Annotated in this window: 18 protein-coding genes; 8 read left to right on the top strand and 10 right to left on the bottom strand. The window is 39.8% G+C overall.

The annotated features are described in order from the left end of the window. From VGE44_RS07320 to VGE44_RS07310, 3 genes are all read right to left on the bottom strand, one after another. Positions 1 to 463, bottom strand: a 463-nt coding sequence (locus VGE44_RS07320; RefSeq protein ID WP_331077464.1) for a class I SAM-dependent methyltransferase, incomplete at its 3' end; no start/stop codon positions are given. Positions 464 to 474: 11 nt separating this feature from the next. Beyond that, positions 475 to 720 carry a hypothetical protein gene (locus VGE44_RS07315; RefSeq protein ID WP_331077462.1) on the bottom strand — a complete coding sequence of 82 codons (246 nt, stop codon included), beginning with the start codon at positions 718 to 720 and terminating at the stop codon, positions 475 to 477. Between the two features lie 2 nt (positions 721 to 722). Next, positions 723 to 1,724, bottom strand: coding sequence for an NAD(P)/FAD-dependent oxidoreductase (locus VGE44_RS07310; protein ID WP_331077460.1), 1,002 nt, complete (start codon positions 1,722 to 1,724; stop codon positions 723 to 725). Between the two features lie 106 nt (positions 1,725 to 1,830). Here VGE44_RS07310 and VGE44_RS07305 point away from each other — a divergent pair, with 106 nt between their 5' ends. Continuing rightward, positions 1,831 to 2,208: a Fur family transcriptional regulator gene (locus VGE44_RS07305; protein ID WP_331077458.1), complete on the top strand. Its 378-nt coding sequence runs from the start codon at positions 1,831 to 1,833 to the stop codon at positions 2,206 to 2,208. A gap of 160 nt (positions 2,209 to 2,368) precedes the next feature. On the opposite strand, the gene VGE44_RS07300 is transcribed toward VGE44_RS07305, so the two are convergent. From VGE44_RS07300 to truA, 5 genes are all read right to left on the bottom strand, one after another. Continuing rightward, complete coding sequence (locus VGE44_RS07300; protein ID WP_331077456.1) at positions 2,369 to 3,082, bottom strand: hypothetical protein; 714 nt, start codon at positions 3,080 to 3,082, stop codon at positions 2,369 to 2,371. 140 nt (positions 3,083 to 3,222) lie between these two features. Further along, positions 3,223 to 4,380: a threonine aldolase family protein gene (locus tag VGE44_RS07295; protein WP_331077454.1), complete on the bottom strand. Its 1,158-nt coding sequence runs from the start codon at positions 4,378 to 4,380 to the stop codon at positions 3,223 to 3,225. A gap of 116 nt (positions 4,381 to 4,496) precedes the next feature. Continuing rightward, a complete protein-coding gene (locus tag VGE44_RS07290) occupies positions 4,497 to 4,952 on the bottom strand; it encodes a hypothetical protein (RefSeq protein ID WP_331077452.1) in 456 nt (151 codons plus the stop codon). A gap of 32 nt (positions 4,953 to 4,984) precedes the next feature. Further along, a complete protein-coding gene (locus tag VGE44_RS07285; protein ID WP_331077450.1) occupies positions 4,985 to 5,821 on the bottom strand; it encodes a VOC family protein in 837 nt (278 codons plus the stop codon). Between the two features lie 126 nt (positions 5,822 to 5,947). Then, a complete protein-coding gene (gene truA, locus VGE44_RS07280; RefSeq protein WP_331077448.1) occupies positions 5,948 to 6,748 on the bottom strand; it encodes a tRNA pseudouridine(38-40) synthase TruA in 801 nt (266 codons plus the stop codon). 141 nt (positions 6,749 to 6,889) lie between these two features. Between truA and VGE44_RS07275 the strand changes: the two genes are divergently transcribed. The 3 genes from VGE44_RS07275 (at position 6,890) to VGE44_RS07265 (ending at position 9,338) form a co-directional block, all read left to right on the top strand. Then, complete coding sequence (locus VGE44_RS07275) at positions 6,890 to 7,258, top strand: hypothetical protein (RefSeq protein WP_331077446.1); 369 nt, start codon at positions 6,890 to 6,892, stop codon at positions 7,256 to 7,258. 246 nt (positions 7,259 to 7,504) lie between these two features. Then, positions 7,505 to 8,026: a hypothetical protein gene (locus tag VGE44_RS07270; RefSeq protein ID WP_331077444.1), complete on the top strand. Its 522-nt coding sequence runs from the start codon at positions 7,505 to 7,507 to the stop codon at positions 8,024 to 8,026. Between the two features lie 79 nt (positions 8,027 to 8,105). Then, positions 8,106 to 9,338, top strand: coding sequence for an MFS transporter (locus VGE44_RS07265; RefSeq protein ID WP_331077442.1), 1,233 nt, complete (start codon positions 8,106 to 8,108; stop codon positions 9,336 to 9,338). 3 nt (positions 9,339 to 9,341) lie between these two features. Here the strand turns inward: VGE44_RS07265 and VGE44_RS07260 are convergent, their stop codons facing one another. Continuing rightward, complete coding sequence (locus VGE44_RS07260) at positions 9,342 to 10,640, bottom strand: HAMP domain-containing sensor histidine kinase (protein WP_331077440.1); 1,299 nt, start codon at positions 10,638 to 10,640, stop codon at positions 9,342 to 9,344. 238 nt (positions 10,641 to 10,878) lie between these two features. Here VGE44_RS07260 and VGE44_RS07255 point away from each other — a divergent pair, with 238 nt between their 5' ends. After that, positions 10,879 to 12,282: an alkaline phosphatase PhoX gene (locus VGE44_RS07255; RefSeq protein ID WP_331077438.1), complete on the top strand. Its 1,404-nt coding sequence runs from the start codon at positions 10,879 to 10,881 to the stop codon at positions 12,280 to 12,282. Positions 12,283 to 12,352: 70 nt separating this feature from the next. On the opposite strand, the gene VGE44_RS07250 is transcribed toward VGE44_RS07255, so the two are convergent. Continuing rightward, positions 12,353 to 13,666, bottom strand: coding sequence for a DUF3887 domain-containing protein (locus VGE44_RS07250; protein WP_331077436.1), 1,314 nt, complete (start codon positions 13,664 to 13,666; stop codon positions 12,353 to 12,355). Between the two features lie 173 nt (positions 13,667 to 13,839). Here VGE44_RS07250 and VGE44_RS07245 point away from each other — a divergent pair, with 173 nt between their 5' ends. The 3 genes from VGE44_RS07245 (at position 13,840) to VGE44_RS07235 (ending at position 16,455) form a co-directional block, all read left to right on the top strand. Continuing rightward, the gene (locus VGE44_RS07245) at positions 13,840 to 14,991 is read left to right on the top strand and encodes a hypothetical protein (RefSeq protein WP_331077434.1); all 1,152 of its coding nucleotides are present in this window, start codon (positions 13,840 to 13,842) and stop codon (positions 14,989 to 14,991) included. A 68-nt stretch (positions 14,992 to 15,059) separates the two neighbouring features. Further along, complete coding sequence (locus tag VGE44_RS07240; RefSeq protein WP_331077432.1) at positions 15,060 to 15,710, top strand: head GIN domain-containing protein; 651 nt, start codon at positions 15,060 to 15,062, stop codon at positions 15,708 to 15,710. 160 nt (positions 15,711 to 15,870) lie between these two features. Further along, complete coding sequence (locus tag VGE44_RS07235) at positions 15,871 to 16,455, top strand: RNA polymerase sigma-70 factor (protein ID WP_331077430.1); 585 nt, start codon at positions 15,871 to 15,873, stop codon at positions 16,453 to 16,455. Positions 16,456 to 16,458 lie beyond the last annotated feature (3 nt).

Raw genomic sequence — 16,458 nt, 5'->3', positions numbered from 1 at the left:
ATCTGTCTATATCTATGAGTGTTCCTTGTCTGTATGTTTGGGCTTGTTTAGTTATTGCTGTAAAAATCATAAAACCGTTTTCTGCAAGTTGATTGTAACAGTCTTGGATTAGTTTTTTTCTTTCGTCTTTGCCCAACAAATAAATTAATCCATAACAAAAAATTCCATCATATTGGTTGTCGTCAAAAGGCATTTCTGTTACAGAACCCTGATAAATGGTCAAGCCTTGTCCAAAATGCTTATTGGCTAATTCAATAGCGGTTGCAGAAATTTCAATACCTGTAACTGTCATTCCATTCTCTACAAATATTTGAGCATTTCGTCCATAACCAATTCCTGGAATAAGTACATTTCTCACGCCTTTCTCTATGAAAAAGTTCTTCGTCAAAATAGTTGATTTAGCAGGTTCTAAACCCCACATTTCTTGTTTCTCATTAAATGCTTGTTCCCAAAACTCTGCCATAGATTCTGTAGTTAATTACAAATTTTATCTTCTAAAATTTCAGTTTGAAAACCTAAGCCAATAACTATTTTCATTATGGCTTTTGTATTTACATCAATTCCTTCAATTCGTAAAATTGTGTGTCCGCAAGGAAAAGCCAATTCCGTTTCGCTTAGGTCATAATTAATTCTCAAATCAGGATGTTTTTTCTGAAGATTGTTCAAGACCTTTTCAGCTTGAATTTTATTTGAAATATCAGTAATAAAGACTTCTATCATTTTTAAAAGGTTTCTTCAACTAATTTACCATTTACCACCGCACCAGTTAAATTGCCCGAATACACTGCATTAGCAACTGAGCGTAACATATTTGTATTGTCGCCACAGGCAAAAACACCACTAATATTTGTTTCTTGAAATGGACTTACTTTGATATAGCCATGTTCTGTTAGTTCACAACCTAATGAAACAGGTATTTCTGAATGTTGCGTAAATGGCAATGAAGCATAAAGTGCATCAAAACTTTTTTTAGTGCCATCAGAGAAAATTACTTGTTTGATATTCACGTCTTTATGTTCTATTTCTGCAATATGGTTTTCTATGATTTCAATGTTATGCTTTTTGAGTTTGGCTATTTGTTCTTCGTTAAAATCTGCCGTACTATTTGTTAGTAAAGTAACATTTTCAGAAAGATTATTTACCAAAGATGCCAAATGAAATCCCCTTTCACCATCTGCAAAAATGCCTGTTGCTTTTTTACGAAATTCATAACCATGACAGTACGGACAATGTATAACCGAAATACCCCAACATTCTGAAAAACCTTTTATATCAGGCATAAAATCTTTGATTCCTGTCGCGAAAATCAATTTTTTGGCTGTGAATATCTCGTTTGTATTTGTTGTTATTTCAAATCCATTTGCCGTTTTTACTCCCTTAATTGCCCTGGCTTGATAAAATTTTATGGTCTTGTATTTTTCTACTTGATGCTTGGCTATGGTAGAAATTTCTTTGGGCGTTTTTCCATCTTGGGTTAGGAAATTGTGGGAATGTGGTGTTTGAATGTTACAAGGCTTACCTGCATCGATGATTAAAACTTTTCGCATTGACCGTCCTAATGCCATTCCCGCAGAAAGTCCGGCATAACTACCACCAATTATGATTACTTCAAATTTTTTCTTGTCTGTCATACTGTTATATTTTGCAAATGCTGGGAAAGGAAATGGTAAAGCAAATGCTATTAGAGCAAGCCCACCTTGTTTTAGAATTTCTCTTCTTTTCATTTATTATGCTTCTGACAAAAGTAAAACATTTTTTTATTAATGCAACTAAGTCGCATTAAGTTATTGTAATTATGTCGCATTAAGCAATGTTTATTAACTTTGTACTATGATGAAACGAAGGAATACTGCAACACAAGAAGCTGTATTGTCTGTATTGACAAGTAAAAGAAAGGCGATGAGTCAAGATGCTATTGTCAAGCAAATGAATATAGAAGCTGATAAAGCAACTATTTACAGAATTTTAAATCGTTTTTGTGAAGATGAAATTGTCCATAAAATTGTAGCTGATGACGGTAAACAATACTTTGCTGTCTGTGTAAAATGTGATGAAAAGCAAATTCCGAAGCATCATTTTCACTTTCGTTGTACAAAGTGTGAAACCATTGAATGTCTGCCAACAGAAATTGAATTTTCAGTTCCTGAAAAGTACAAAGTCAAACAGATGAATTGTGTCTTAGTTGGTATTTGTAAAGATTGTTCTTAATTGGGCAGCCAAAATTGCCGGATACGTTTTGCGGCTTGAAGCTTTAGCGTTTAGCTGCACTTCGCCCGGCCTTTAGCACTAAAGTAGTTAGAAAGCAGGTAGTTTCAAATAGCACTGACCGCTATAGCTTCAAGCCGTTGTTAGGTGCTGCTGTTTTGCATTACAGATCGAATGTCACAATAAGCGGTTTATGGTCGCTATGTTGAGTCCAGTCTGCGTAATTTCCTATTTCTACGTTTATTAGTTTATCGATCAAATCAGTTGAAGCAAAGCAATAGTCAATGTGATAAGGTTTGTTTTCATGTCGGTACATAAATAGGGTCGGATGCTTTTCTTTTCCTTGTGTTTGGTCGTGAAATTTATGGTAGGTGCTAAAAATTTTCTTAGCAGCTAGTTTCTCAACAACTGTCGAGTGATTTCCCTCTCGCGATACTCTGTCCCAAATTGTATTGCTATTGAAGTCGCCAATTAGTATTGTTCGTTTATCTGAAAGAAGTTGATCATAATAATGGATTGCCTTCCAGACTTGCGTTACATAGTGGCCCTCCTTGTCCTGCGGATTATTTGCCCAGATTGCAAACAAAGTAAAATCTAGTTGTCCTCCCTTTACCGACAATGGCAAGATATTTTTTATGCCCGGATTGTGAATTTCGAGTAGCTTGAATTTGTAGTCACCATAAGAGAACACCCCAAGGCCTTTGTTCGGGTTTGAGCCATACCAGAAAATGTCGGTAGGAAGTAGTGTCCCTTTATTAAATTTTAACTTGTCAGGATGTTCGCACTCTGGAATAATAAGGATGTCGGGTTTTTGTGCTAGAATAAAATCGGCCTTTTTTCGGAAGGCCATGTTACAATTCCAGGTTATTATTTTCATTTTCTGGATCGTTCGACTTGCAGTGTCTTTCGTTTACAGTTGCACCTATCTTGCATATAAGGATGATAAATTTACCGCAAGTCCACCAAATTCGGGTGTATTGTGGCATGTTTCTCATCCTTTATTAAAACTCCTAAAACTCAACCCACCTCCTTCATCACTTCCTTAAAACTCCCGGCAATTTCCTGTGCGGTCATTCTGTTCATGGAGATGTTTACTTTTAAGTTAAAGCCGGTTGAATCGGGGGCAGAAAGGCGGATATTCCGCTTGGCAAGCGCATCCGAAAAACGTTTCTTATCGATGTTTTTAAGGTCGAGATGCACTATGTGTGAACCATTATTGTATTTAACAATTTTGCAGCGCTCGTCTTTTTGAATCTCTGTAAAAAGATACTCTGCTTTTTGCCAGGCACTTTTATATTCCTCAATCCATGAATCAACATAATGCAAAGCTACTGCGGCAAAAGGCCAGACTGCCGGAATTCCGGCACCAAACATTCGGCGTTCATGGAAAAGATCGTGGGTAAATTCTTTTGAACCTGCTAAAACCGCTCCGCTGGCTGCATTGAAGCATTTACAGATAGAGGTGAAGGAGGTATCGAACATGGCTCCGTATGTTGCGGGATCAATTCCGGTATGTGCCGCCTGTACAAAAAGTCTGGCCCCATCTAAATGGGTTTTAATATCATTTGCTTTGGCGTAATTTGTAATAGCTTTCATGTTTTCGAAAGCAAACAAGGTATCCTGTTGCCTGCGCACCGGACTCTCGATACATATTACCCCAACTTTTAAGGCAACCCTTCCTTTTGCTGTTTTACCGACTACCTCTTCAATTTCAGCCAGAGTCATTTCGGTGGTATTCAGTCCGAGAGGAATGAGGTTTAATGCACTCAGGGTTTGGCAGCCGTCACCGGTATCCTGATAGATATGGCTCTGTTCCTGTAAGATTACTCTGCGATTGTTGCCCGCCAGGCGTCGCAATGCCATATGGTTTGCCAGGGTACCTGTAGGCATGAAAACCGATGATTCTTTACCCATCAATTTGGCAAATCTGTTTTCGAGTTCCTCTACCACTCCACCGTTTGAATAGAAGTCGGTTTTGATCTTTCCCTCATCGGCAAGTTTCATCAATAACTCGCCATACTCTTTCGGACTCAATGGCACGCCATCATTTACGAAATCGACAGTTTTGCCTGCAAGCGCTGCTGTTTTCTGTGGAATTTCTCCGCCATATACATCAGACTGTACGGCAGTTGCGGCAATGATACTGCCTAATTTTACAAAATCTCTTCTGTGCATCGGATTGTTTTTATTTTAAAGTACTCATTTATACTGCTTACAAGTTATGATTCCTGTTGGAAAGCTTATACTACCGCTCAAACTTTTTATTTGCTCTTTTTAATGTGAATATTGATTCATCTATCTCTATCCCCTGATCTTTCAGGTTTATAAAGTCCTGCCAGTACAATTAAACACACAGTAAGCATTGAAACAGTTAGTGTGATGAGCAAAGTTGAAATAATGCTTTCGATAAAGGGATCTCCTTCTTTTCCCCCGGCGATTGGCATATATTTACCTGCACCGGTCATAGCGGAAATTAAAACAGCCAAAAAATTTGCAAATGTACCATAAAGGGCCAGCCAGAATCCGAGATAGATCCATCTCTCTGCTAAATTCAATTTGTTCCAGATCAAACCTAACACACATAGAAATATGCCATTCATTACTCCTTCAAGATGGGTGCTTACACCCATTCTGGGATTTGCCATCATCGGGATAAACAGGCCGCTTACCAATCCCAAAAAGAACAGCAGAATTCCCAAAAAGATAAGTTTGTCTGCCTGCTGTTTTCTAACCGCCGGATTTTCCATCTTGATAGGCTTTTAGAGTTTATAAAACATTTTTATGCCTTCAGGAGAGCTTCAATATCAAATTTTTTCATCTTCAGGAAGGCCTGCATGACTTTAGGTCCCTTTTCGGGATCAGACATTAGTTTGCCAAGAATGGCAGGTACAATTTGCCAGGAAACACCAAATTTATCTTCCAGCCAGCCACACATACTTTCACGTCCGCCTTCAGTCAGCCTCTCCCAGTAATAATCAATTTCTTTTTGTGATTCGCATTCCACAACAAACGAAACTCCTTCATTGAATGTATAATCATGGACACCGGGGCCATCCATTGCAATCATGTTTTGATGGTGCAGTTTAAATTCAGAATATAATACCTTTCCGGCATTTTCACTTTCTTCCGGATAATGCATCAGCAATTCTGTTGAGGAATGTTCAAAAATGGAGGTATAGAAGTTAATCGCCTCCTCTGCCATTCCGAAATGATTACTTGTAAATAACATGCAAGGTCTTATTTTTTGCTTGACCAGGGCTTTAGTAATCAAGGAGAACTGCCAGCTTAATCCATATCTGTCCTGAAGCCAGCCGTATCGTTCACTCCAGTCATATTTATCGATTGGGAATAATGCTTTACCTCCATCCATCAGTTTTTCCCAGAGGCTGTTAATTTCTTCCAGGGATTCACAAAGCACAAAAACCGAAATGGATGGATTGATCTTAAATTTTGGACCTCCATTCAAGCCCATAAATTTATTTCCATTTAACTCGAAGGTAACCACAATGGGGGTATCCTCAATTATCCGGGAGTTTTTAAACAGTGAACAATACAGATTTGCTGCTTCTTTCGCCTGACCATCGAACCATAAACAGGGATGAATCTGATTTACCATAATTCATTGAACTTATTGCATCTTAAATATGCAAATAAGCCTCGAAAATTCCTAATAAACACATAATGAACTGTTTAGAATAATTTCTCCAGGCTTTTATCTTTAAGCTTTCTGCTTTTAGCTTTGTCACACTTCCTTCCAATAAGAATCCTCCACCGAAGCCCAAAACTTAGCCTTTGGTTCCAGATCAAGATAAGGGTAAGTAACCTTTGAGAGGAAAAGACCCTGAGGATGTGCGGGCAATATTTTTGATGGAATATTTTTGGAGATGAGATGGCTTTCAAATTCATCCACACTCAGGTTACCATCGCCGATTTCAATTAGTTTTCGAGCTATAATGCGGATCATCCTGCCGAGAAATCGGTTGGATGAAATGCGGAAACGCATTCTGTCGCCACTGCTGTTTGTGTACAAATTGGCCGCAGAAACATGACAAATTGTATGTTCGTTTTTATCTGGTGATTTGCAGAATGCACGGTAATCATCGTATTGCGGAAGCAGGGCTACTGCTTTTTTCATTTGCTCGAGATCGAAACTTTGCCTGAGGTAAAGTGAACTGCTTTCGCTCAGAAATGGATCTTTATAGGTATGAATAAAAAAATCATAAACCCGTTGAATGGCATCAAAGCGGGCATGCGGCTGAGCTTCCATTGGGATAATATCAAAGAGAGCAATATCATCCGGAAGGATGCGGTTGAGACGAAAAAACAGATCGAAGTTCCAGCTCTTTTCTATATCCATGTGGAAGAAGTACTGGCTGGCATGAACTCCTGCATCGGTGCGGCCACAGCCATGAATAGTGATGTTTTGTTTAAAGATCCGGCTGAGACTGTTTTCCAGAACTTCCTGAACACTCAGCTTATCGGGTTGCCTCTGCCAGCCGAAGTAATTGGTGCCCTTATAGCCGATATGAACAAAATATCTCAATTGTAATGCTTTTTTCCGCTAAGCTAGTAAATGGAATTTAATGGCCGGCAAACGCGTATTGTTTAAATTATTAGTAATTTTGTGATTCATGCATGACCGGCATCCTCCTAAAAGATTGAATGCCGGATAATTTAAAAGAAAATGAAGACTATCGTTATAATTGGAGGAATAATCCTTGCAGGTGCAACTGTTATTGCCGTCATGATGGATCAGCGAAATGAAGCAGCGAAACCTGCCATTTCAACTCAGGGTATTCCACCCATGCCGGCTCAGGACGGGGGTGAAAATCCGAGAATTAATCCTGCTCACGGTCAGCCGGGGCATCGTTGTGATCTTGCAGTGGGAGCTCCTCTGGTTAATACGGATGGAACACCGGTTCCGGCTGCTAGTCCTCAGAATATTCAGGCAACACCCGCTATGCCGGCACCTGTACCGGCCGGTTTAAAGGTAAACCCGCCACATGGTCAGCCTGGACACAGGTGTGATTTACAGGTGGGGGCGCCATTGTAGTGCGGGTCAAGCCCCAAGTGACAACCAAGCGATGCCCGTTGTGGCGCGCTTATATTTTGATTTCCTCTCTTTGAGTGCCTAATCACTTGTCATGTATGCGGATCAGGTTTACACTGATTCGGTACAATATGCCAGATATGATTCCAGGCTTTGTAATTGAACGATGCCAAGCGGCAAAGAGCCGCAGCGCAGGCTGCATCTGTTTCGCGAATTGCGAATCAAATAATTTATGCTTAACTTTCTGTTATGAAAGAGCATAAGGGCATGCGCCCCCAGGATATAGTATTACTCTTGAAACTAATCATTGATTCTGATCAGGAGATTAAGATCAAAGATTTGTCTTCAAAACTGTTCATCTCTGCCTCAGAGGTTAGCGAATCTTTAAATCGTTCGGCAATCGCCGGACTGCTGAATCCGCAGGATAGATCAGTAAACAGAGAAGCTTTTCTGAAGTTTCTGGAGTTTGGACTTCCCTATGTTTTCCCGGCACAGCTTGGTCCGGTCATGCAGGGAATGTATACTGCCCACTCCGAATCTTCCCTTTATTTGAGTTTTTCATCAGAAGAAAAGCTGGTTTGGGCTGATGATCAGGGTAAGGAACGGGGACAAAGCATCTTGCCGCTTTATCCTTCAGTTGTAAAGGCAGTCAGGAAAGATAGAATACTGTATAAATTGTTAGCCCTTTGTGATATTATCCGAATAGGAAATGTATCTGACAAAAATAAAGCGGTCTGGCAATTAAGAGAGATCTTCCAGTCAAAAATATAGGCTTATGTATTCCCTTTTTACCCCTGAGCTTCGCTTTTTTAAATTTAAGAACTGATATTTGCATGAAGCAATTTTACCAATGAATAAGCAGGTCACTGAGCAGCCCCAAAGCCTGGCTCTAAAAGACAAAAGTCCCATTTCCGGAAAGACCGTTTATCCGATTCTTATTGCGATCAGTATTTCCCATTTATTGAATGATGCTTTACAGTCCATTATACCTGCAATCTACCCTGTAGTAAAAGATACCTTCAGCCTGAGCTTTGCTCAGGTGGGCCTAATTACCTTAACCTTTCAGTTATCAGCTTCAATTCTTCAGCCTTTTGTTGGTTTGTATACTGACCGCAAGCCTCAACCTTATTCACTTGCAATCGGGATGGGATTCACGCTTGTCGGGCTAATATTTTTATCCCGCGCGCCAAGTTTTGATATCCTGATTCTGTCGGTTGCAATGGTAGGTATTGGCTCCTCTATCTTTCATCCGGAGGCTTCCCGGATGGCTCATATGGCTTCCGGTGGCCGGCGTGGAATGGCTCAGTCTATCTTTCAGCTGGGGGGTAATTTTGGCAGTTCTATTGGTCCGCTGCTCGCCGCTTTGATTATTGTTCCTTATGGTCAGTCAAATATTATCTGGTTCTCTGCACTTGCGCTGCTGGCTATTATTTTATTGATCAATATAGGTGCCTGGTATAAACGCAAGATCAGGATCAAAGCAAAGCGACCGGGAAAAGAAACCTCTCATTCACAGGTGCTTCCCAAAAAGACGATAATTTTTTCTGTACTGATCCTTCTGGTGCTGATCTTTTCGAAGTATATCTACCTCACCAGTATGACTACATACTATACTTTTTATGTGATTCATAAATTTGGGGTATCTGTTCAGGACTCTCAGGTATATTTATTTATTTTTCTTTTTTCAATTGCTGCAGGAACGATCATTGGTGGGCCCTTGGGCGATAAATTCGGTAGAAAGTACGTGATCTGGGGCTCAATTCTGGGTGTTGCTCCTTTTTCTCTTTTGCTTCCGCATGCCAATCTTTTCTGGACTGTGATTCTTACCATACCGATTGGAGTCATCCTTGCTTCAGCATTTTCTGCAATCCTGGTCTATGCCCATGAGCTTTTTCCGGGAAAGGTTGGGATGGTTTCTGGACTCTTCTTTGGATTTGCTTTTGGAATGGCCGGCATTGGATCTGCTGTTCTGGGTGGAATTGCCGACCGGACAAGTATAGAGTATGTTTATCAGATCTGTGCGTTTATGCCTCTGGTCGGTTTAATTACTGCATTCCTGCCGAATATTAAAACTAAAGCATAAGTTTCAGCTGAGTGCTGAAGCAAGATTAAAACTTATAAAAAAGCGGGTTCCTTTACCAGGCACACTCTCGAACCTGATTTTTCCGTTTTGAAGTTCTGTAAATTCTTTGCAAAGTGACAAACCCAAGCCCACTCCTTTTTCATTTTGAGTGCCAAAGGTAGATTTAACTCCCAATGAAAAGAGATCTTTTTGCATCTCGTATGGAATTCCTCTGCCAGTATCACTAATTGTAATCAGACAGCTCTTACCTTCAATCTTTGCCTCAATTCCAATCTGCCCACCTGCGTCGGTGAATTTTACTGCATTATTTACCAGATTTCTGACCACTAGCTGCAGCATATCCCTGTCGGCTAAAACCATGATTGATTTATTGATATTTTCCTCAAGCTTTATTTTCTTTTCAATGGCAATAGATTGCTGTGCTTTGATGGCCGGTAAAATCGATTCTTTAAGATTTACCGGCAAGAGATTGACAGTTACACCTTCCATTTGGGTTTTGCTCCATAATAGCAAATTGCTGAGCATTTGTTGGGTATTTTTAGTTTCGTTCAGGAGGCTAGCTTCAATCGATTGCCTGTCAATTTCATTAGAATTTAGTTCCGAAAGGATTTCCAGATAATTCTGAATGGAACCAAGCGGTGCTCTCAGGTCATGGGCAAGAATGGACAAGAGTTTGTTCTTTGTTTCATTAGATAATTTTAATTCTTCAGCCTTTTCCTCAGCTGCAAGCTTCTCCAAATGATAACTTTTTCGAATGTAGTTTGTTGCTACAAATATAAGTACAGCAGTTAGCAGATAAGTTGAGGCCGTGTCAGCATGCTGCAATAAGAGATTTGGGTAGCGGTTTTCAATCAGGGAAGGATTATGATAAGATAAAAAGAGCAAAGCCATTACTTCCGTGATGTTTAAAACCAGCCAAAAAAGATATTGCTCCTTTGGAACAACCACTGTCATCAGAAAAATACAAAGCAGAAATAACATCAAGCCCGGTCCGTTAATACCGGAGTTATAATAAAAATTTACCACAAAAAGTACATTGGCCGCTATTCCCAACAGAATAATACTGATTTTTAACTTTTTGTGTACACGGGAAAGGTAATACAAGAATAAACCTACAACCTGCAGTAACCCCATTAGAACAGCCAGTTCGTACAATCCGTAGGAAATATTGAAAGGAAGGCTTATCGTCAGAATAAAAAATGAAATGATGCAAATGGTATGAAAAATTCGAGCCTCTAGCGGGAAATCCTCTTTAGGGCCAATGATCTTGATCAAATATTCCTTTATTCTATTTGTTCTCAAAACAAGTATTTTAATCAATTATATTTTGTAAAGCAATTCTAATCAATTTCCTGATTACCAAGCGATAATATTTTTTATAATTCCCTCAATCTATATTAAAAATGTCTGAGTCTGGAGCATTTAATCCTAGCCTAATTTTTTATTAAATAATATACACCTAACATCTGGTTCTTTTTTACTGATTACATTCGATTTTATATACGTGATTTTATTAAAAATTAAGTTTAAATTTATTTAAATGAATAATAACAGAAGAGATTTCATCAGAAATTCAGGATTGGTAAGTCTTGGCTTTCTGGGCTTGAGCCAGTTTGCTGCCAATGCGGCAGCTTTAGGGTTTATTGAAGAAAGTAATTTTCTTCGTAATTATGGCCCACTTGCACACCGGCAGGGAGATATTTTAAGTTTGCCCAAAGGTTTTACGGCAAAAGTGATATCCCGTAAGGGGGATTTGATGAACGATGGGTTTTCTGTCCCGGGTGCATTTGATGGAATGGGTGTATTTAAGTGGAAAAATAATAAAACCATCCTGATCAGAAATCACGAACTCTCACCCGGGGCAATTGCAAACGGGCCATTTGGGAAGAATAATGAACTGTTGAATAAAGTCGATCGGAAAGATATTTATGATTTTGGTAAGGCTGAGAGTTTGTGTTATGGCGGGACCAGCACTATGGTTTACGATGAAAAACTACAGAAAGTAGAGCTCGAATATTTGAGTCTTATCGGAACAGTTAGAAATTGTGCTGGAGGCATTACTCCATGGAATTCCTGGATTACCTGTGAGGAAAGCACGCTGGTGAAAGGCGGTGAAAAAGGAAACCTTGAACAGGATCATGGCTATAATTTCGAAATTTTTGCCTCAGATAAGGTTGGCTTAACTGCACCCATTCCAATCAAACCAATGGGCCGTTTTGTACATGAGGCGGTCGCAGTTCATCCGACTCAAGGAATAGTTTACCAAACAGAGGATAGTGGTGATAGTCTGTTTTATCGCTACCTGCCAAATAAGTTTGGGGAATTGCATAAGGGCGGTAAACTTCAATGTCTGGTAATTAATGAGTGGGCTAGTGCTGATACCAGGAATTGGGAGAAATTGGATACTGATAAGTTTCCTCAAAATAAAAGCTTTGATGTTCATTGGATTGATCTGGATAATGTAGAAGCACCCGATGATGATCTTCGATTAAGAGGTTATAAGGAAGGTGCAGCCCGCTTTGCCCGCGGAGAGGGAATCTGGTACGGAAAGAATGAACTATTCTTTGCATGCACCAATGGAGGACATAAAAGCTACGGACAAATTTTTAAATACATTCCAAGTAAGTACGAAGGTCAGAATCGGGAACGTGAATCACCCGGAAAATTGGAGTTGTTCCTTGAATCAAATGATATAGATACATTTCAAAGTTGCGATAACCTCACCATTGCTCCATGGGGTGATGTAATTATTTGCGAGGATAAATCAGATGCAAGAATTATTGGAATTACTCCTCAGGGAAAGACTTATGTGATCGCAAAAAATGTAGGCTATCCAAAATCAGAATTTGCAGGTCCGGTCTTCTCACCTTCAGGTAAGACTTTATTTGTCAATATTCAGTCCCCGGGACTAACACTGGCCATCACCGGCCCCTGGAACAGCTAAGGGAATTGTTTTAAATAACAAAAGCTCCGGCAAATATTGCCGGAGCTTTTGTGTTTAAAGGCTTGAGTGTTTATTTACCTTTTATCCAAAGCGAAATATCATTGATCAGAACCTGACTAACATTTGCCGGTGTGCGGTACTGGGCACCGGTTCCTTTTTCCTTTTGTGAAGATAAGAGGTGGTTTAGATCCGGATAAAGCTTAAATGAAGCATTTTTATTTGCAGCCAGTGTGGTTCGCCAGATATTAAAATCCTGTACAGAAACCTGAAAATCATGCGCTCCCTGAAGGATAAGTATGCGGTTTTTAATTCTTTTTGATGTGGCCAGCTGATCATAATTATTTAAATCAATCCAGTATGATGCCGGTGCACCTAGTATAATCGAATCAGGAGCAATGTCGCCCAGTTTAAGAAGTCTTGACCGGTCTATTTCATTGGATGATTCAAGGAATTGCTGCTTACCTGCGGCCGTGGTATCACCGGAAGCTTTGTATATAAAAATATTCTGTTCTGCAATCAGATCAGATAGTTTTCTTGCCGGAGCAGCTGCCAGGATAATCCCATTCAATGATGGGGCAAGAGTGGCAATTCTTGGTGCCAGCATACCTCCAAGGCTATGCCCTAAAAGATAAATCTGGCTTTTGTTTACACCCGGAAGAGTACCTGCCAGGGTAATTGCACTCAATGCGTCGTCAATTGTTTCTTCTTTAACAGTAAATGCTTTATTAAAAGATCTAGGGTAAACCATGCTGCGTTTTACATAACGGATACTCCCGATCCCTTTGGCTGCCAACCCTGCCGCCAGATCTTTGAAAGGTTTATTGGGTCCAACAGTTTCGTCCATATCTGAGGGACCTGAACCATGAACCATGATTACAAGGGGAAAGCTGGCCGAGTTTTTCGGACTGGTAAATATGCCTGCCATCTGACCTTCTTCAAATTTTATGCTGATTTCTTTCTCAGAATAAAGTGTAGTATCTGCATAAGCCGGAGCCGCATATTCAGCTTCAGTTGCCACAGGTGTGACAAAGAATCCCAGCAGTTTTTCTGATTTATTAAACACGAAAGTGAAGGTTTGAGATCCTTTTGAGAATCCGCAAGTCAGAGTAACCTCAAAATAATCACCCTTAACAGAGTTCTTGGCACCATCTACCGATTCATAGGTTCCCAGGCTGTTTCCCAATCTGAGCCAGAAAAGCTTTAATTCATCAGCCGTAATTTGTCCCTTAACACTTTCATCAAAAAAGCCGTGTGCCTCTTCAAAATTACCCTTATCCATTGTGTCGAAAAACGAATCGGCACGGTTGATCAGATTGACAATACTTTGGGCAAAAGTGATCTGACTTATAAATAACAGTACAAACAGGATCTTAAATGATTTCATTAATAATTAAATTTCTAATTCAGGCTTGAAAGATAATAAAATTAAGGTTTAAAGGTCATAGAATAAAATTCAGTGTGGCTTTCAATCGACATCTGAAACTAAATTTTATTTTTTTTTTCATCCGGCATAGGGGTAAAACTTCTTTTACCTGTCTCATTCCAAATATTAAAGAAATGAACATAAAAATGAACAACTATCCGGGATGCGCAAAAATCATTTTTGCCTTACCCATTTTAGCGATGAGCTTTTTTGCCAGTGCACAAAAAGTGCATATTGGTAAAGTCAATGTAGGATTAGCCTACCCGATAAGTACCAATGGAACACATGCCGCTGCAGATACCAATTATTTCTCTTTGAATTTGATTGCGGGTGTTTCTGCTGCAGAAAGAGGCTTTTCATTTGCCGGAATATCTTCAGTTGTAAAGAACGATGTCAGGGGGATGATGTTTGCCGGTTTTTCCAATCACGTAAGTAAAGGGGTTGAAGGAATGATGTTTGCCGGCTTTATGAATAGTTATGCCGAAGCTAAGGGAATGCAATTTGCCGGTTTCAGCAATATTTCTAAAGGCAAGGTTTCAGGCGCCCAATTCTCCGGCTTCTTAAGTAAAGCCACAGATATTCAGGGGGCTCAGTTAGCAGGTTTTGCAAATGTAGCAAGAGATGTAACCGGTCCGCAGTTTGCCGGCTTCAGTAATGTTTCACGTAAAATAGTGGGATCCCAATTTTCTGGTTTTATTAATACAGCAGAGGATGTAAAAGGCTCTCAGTTTGCCGGTTTCATTAATGTCGCCAGAAAGGTAAGCGGAGTGCAGGCATCGGGTTTTATCAATGTTGCCGACAGCAGTGATTATCCTCTGGGAATAATCAATATTATCAGGAATGGAGAGAAAGCCATTGGAATAAGTATTGATGAAAATGAGACCGGTTTGCTTTCATTTCGCTCCGGCGGGAAAGTGTTGTACGGAATCATTGCTGCAGGCTATAATTTTCACAACAAGGAAGAGGTATACGCTTTTGAGGCAGGATTAGGCGCCCATTTTTTAAATACTTCGGTCTTCAGAATGAATGCTGAAATAACTACCCAAACTCTCGAAAGTTTCAAATCAGGTGAATATTTCAAATCCTCTGCCCGCTTAATGCCATCCTTAAGACCTGTTCCGGGATTGGAGCTATTCGGCGGACCAGTATTCAATTATGTGAATACCAATACCAGCGAAGGCCGGGCGATTACAGATAAATATATCCGCACCTGGGAAAATCGATGGGGTAATAATTTTGAGGGGATCTACATTGGATTCAATGCCGGAATCAATCTCTTATTTTAAACTAATCTATCAAAAACAACACATAAACACCTAAATAACAGAACTATAACAATTAAAAAATAAACATCATGAGAACTACTTTATTTATTGCAATTATCAGTTTATTCTTTTTTTCATGCACCAAAGACAGATTGGTTGCGGATGGAAATATCATTACTGAAGTACGTAATCCAGGTACATTTACAGGGGTACACAGCAGCGGTGCTAACCCGATCAAAATTACCTATGGAAATGAATATAAAGTTGAGATCAGAGGTTCAGGAAACCTGATTCCGAGATATAAAACTAATATTCACAATGGAACACTAAACCTGGGCTATGAATTTGTGAGTGTCCGAAAAGACGATATCGAGGTTTTTGTCACTATGCCCGCAATTAATCATGCTTCAATGAGTGGCAGCGGGAAGCTGGATATCAATGGTAATTTCCCGGCACAAAATCTGTTTCGTTTAACGATCAGTGGGTCATCAAATACCAATGTGAATGATGCTTTTAATGCAGATGAAGTGAATGTAAATATTTCAGGTTCAGGAGATGCAAATCTGGAGAAAATACTAAGTAACAAGGGAGATGTAAGGATTAGCGGCAGCGGTGATGTAAGGCTTAGCGTACAGAATATACTTAAGGCCAGGATCAGTGGCAGCGGAAAAATCTATTATACCGGAAACGCGGCTGTAGATTCTGAAATCAGTGGCAGCGGTACTGTTGTTAAATTTTAAGAGCCCGGTGATTCGGTTGGTGGTATCTGTTAGTGACAACGACAACCACAGGGATTAAGGGATTACCTTTCCGCCTGGTTATTAGATCAGGCGGAGGTTAAATGTAACAATTCGGAGTATTTGAAAGTCTAAAAGGCAAAACCAGAGCGGAGCCAGTAACTTGGAACAAATACTCACAGGGAACGAAACCACCGGATTGTCTTACGATGATGCTGCTTTTGAACAATTGTTTAAAGCACATTTCAAGGCTTTGCATGCCTATGCCAGCATGATGCTGCATCAGGATAGTCATGCCGAGGAAATTGTTCAGGGTATGTTTTTGAGACTTTGGGAAAAACGCGGAAACCTGGATGTTCAGACATCCGTAAAGGCCTATCTTTACAAATGTGTTCACAATGATTGCCTGAACTATATAAACCATAAGAAAATACAATTGAAGTATCAGGAGCATGCTGTTTTTACGATGAACGGACAAGCCGGAAAAACCTCAGATAAGATTGAGCTGGATGAGTTGCAGTTGCGCTTAAGAGAAGCACTGAGTGAGCTTCCGGAGCAATGCCGTACCATATTTCAGATGAGCCGTTTCGAGGAACTGAAATACAGGGAAATTGCCGACCAGCTTGGTCTTTCAGTTAAAACCATTGAAAACCAGATGGGAAAAGCATTAAAAATACTTCGCATTAAGTTAGTTGACTTTTTGCCTTCATTGATACTATTGTTTCACAGCGATTTTTTTAATTCCTGAACA

The organism is Daejeonella sp., assembly GCF_036405355.1.
GTDB lineage: Bacteria > Bacteroidota > Bacteroidia > Sphingobacteriales > Sphingobacteriaceae > Daejeonella.
Note: the sequence above shows the minus strand (reverse complement) of the source record. Positions and strands in the feature narration are given on the sequence as shown.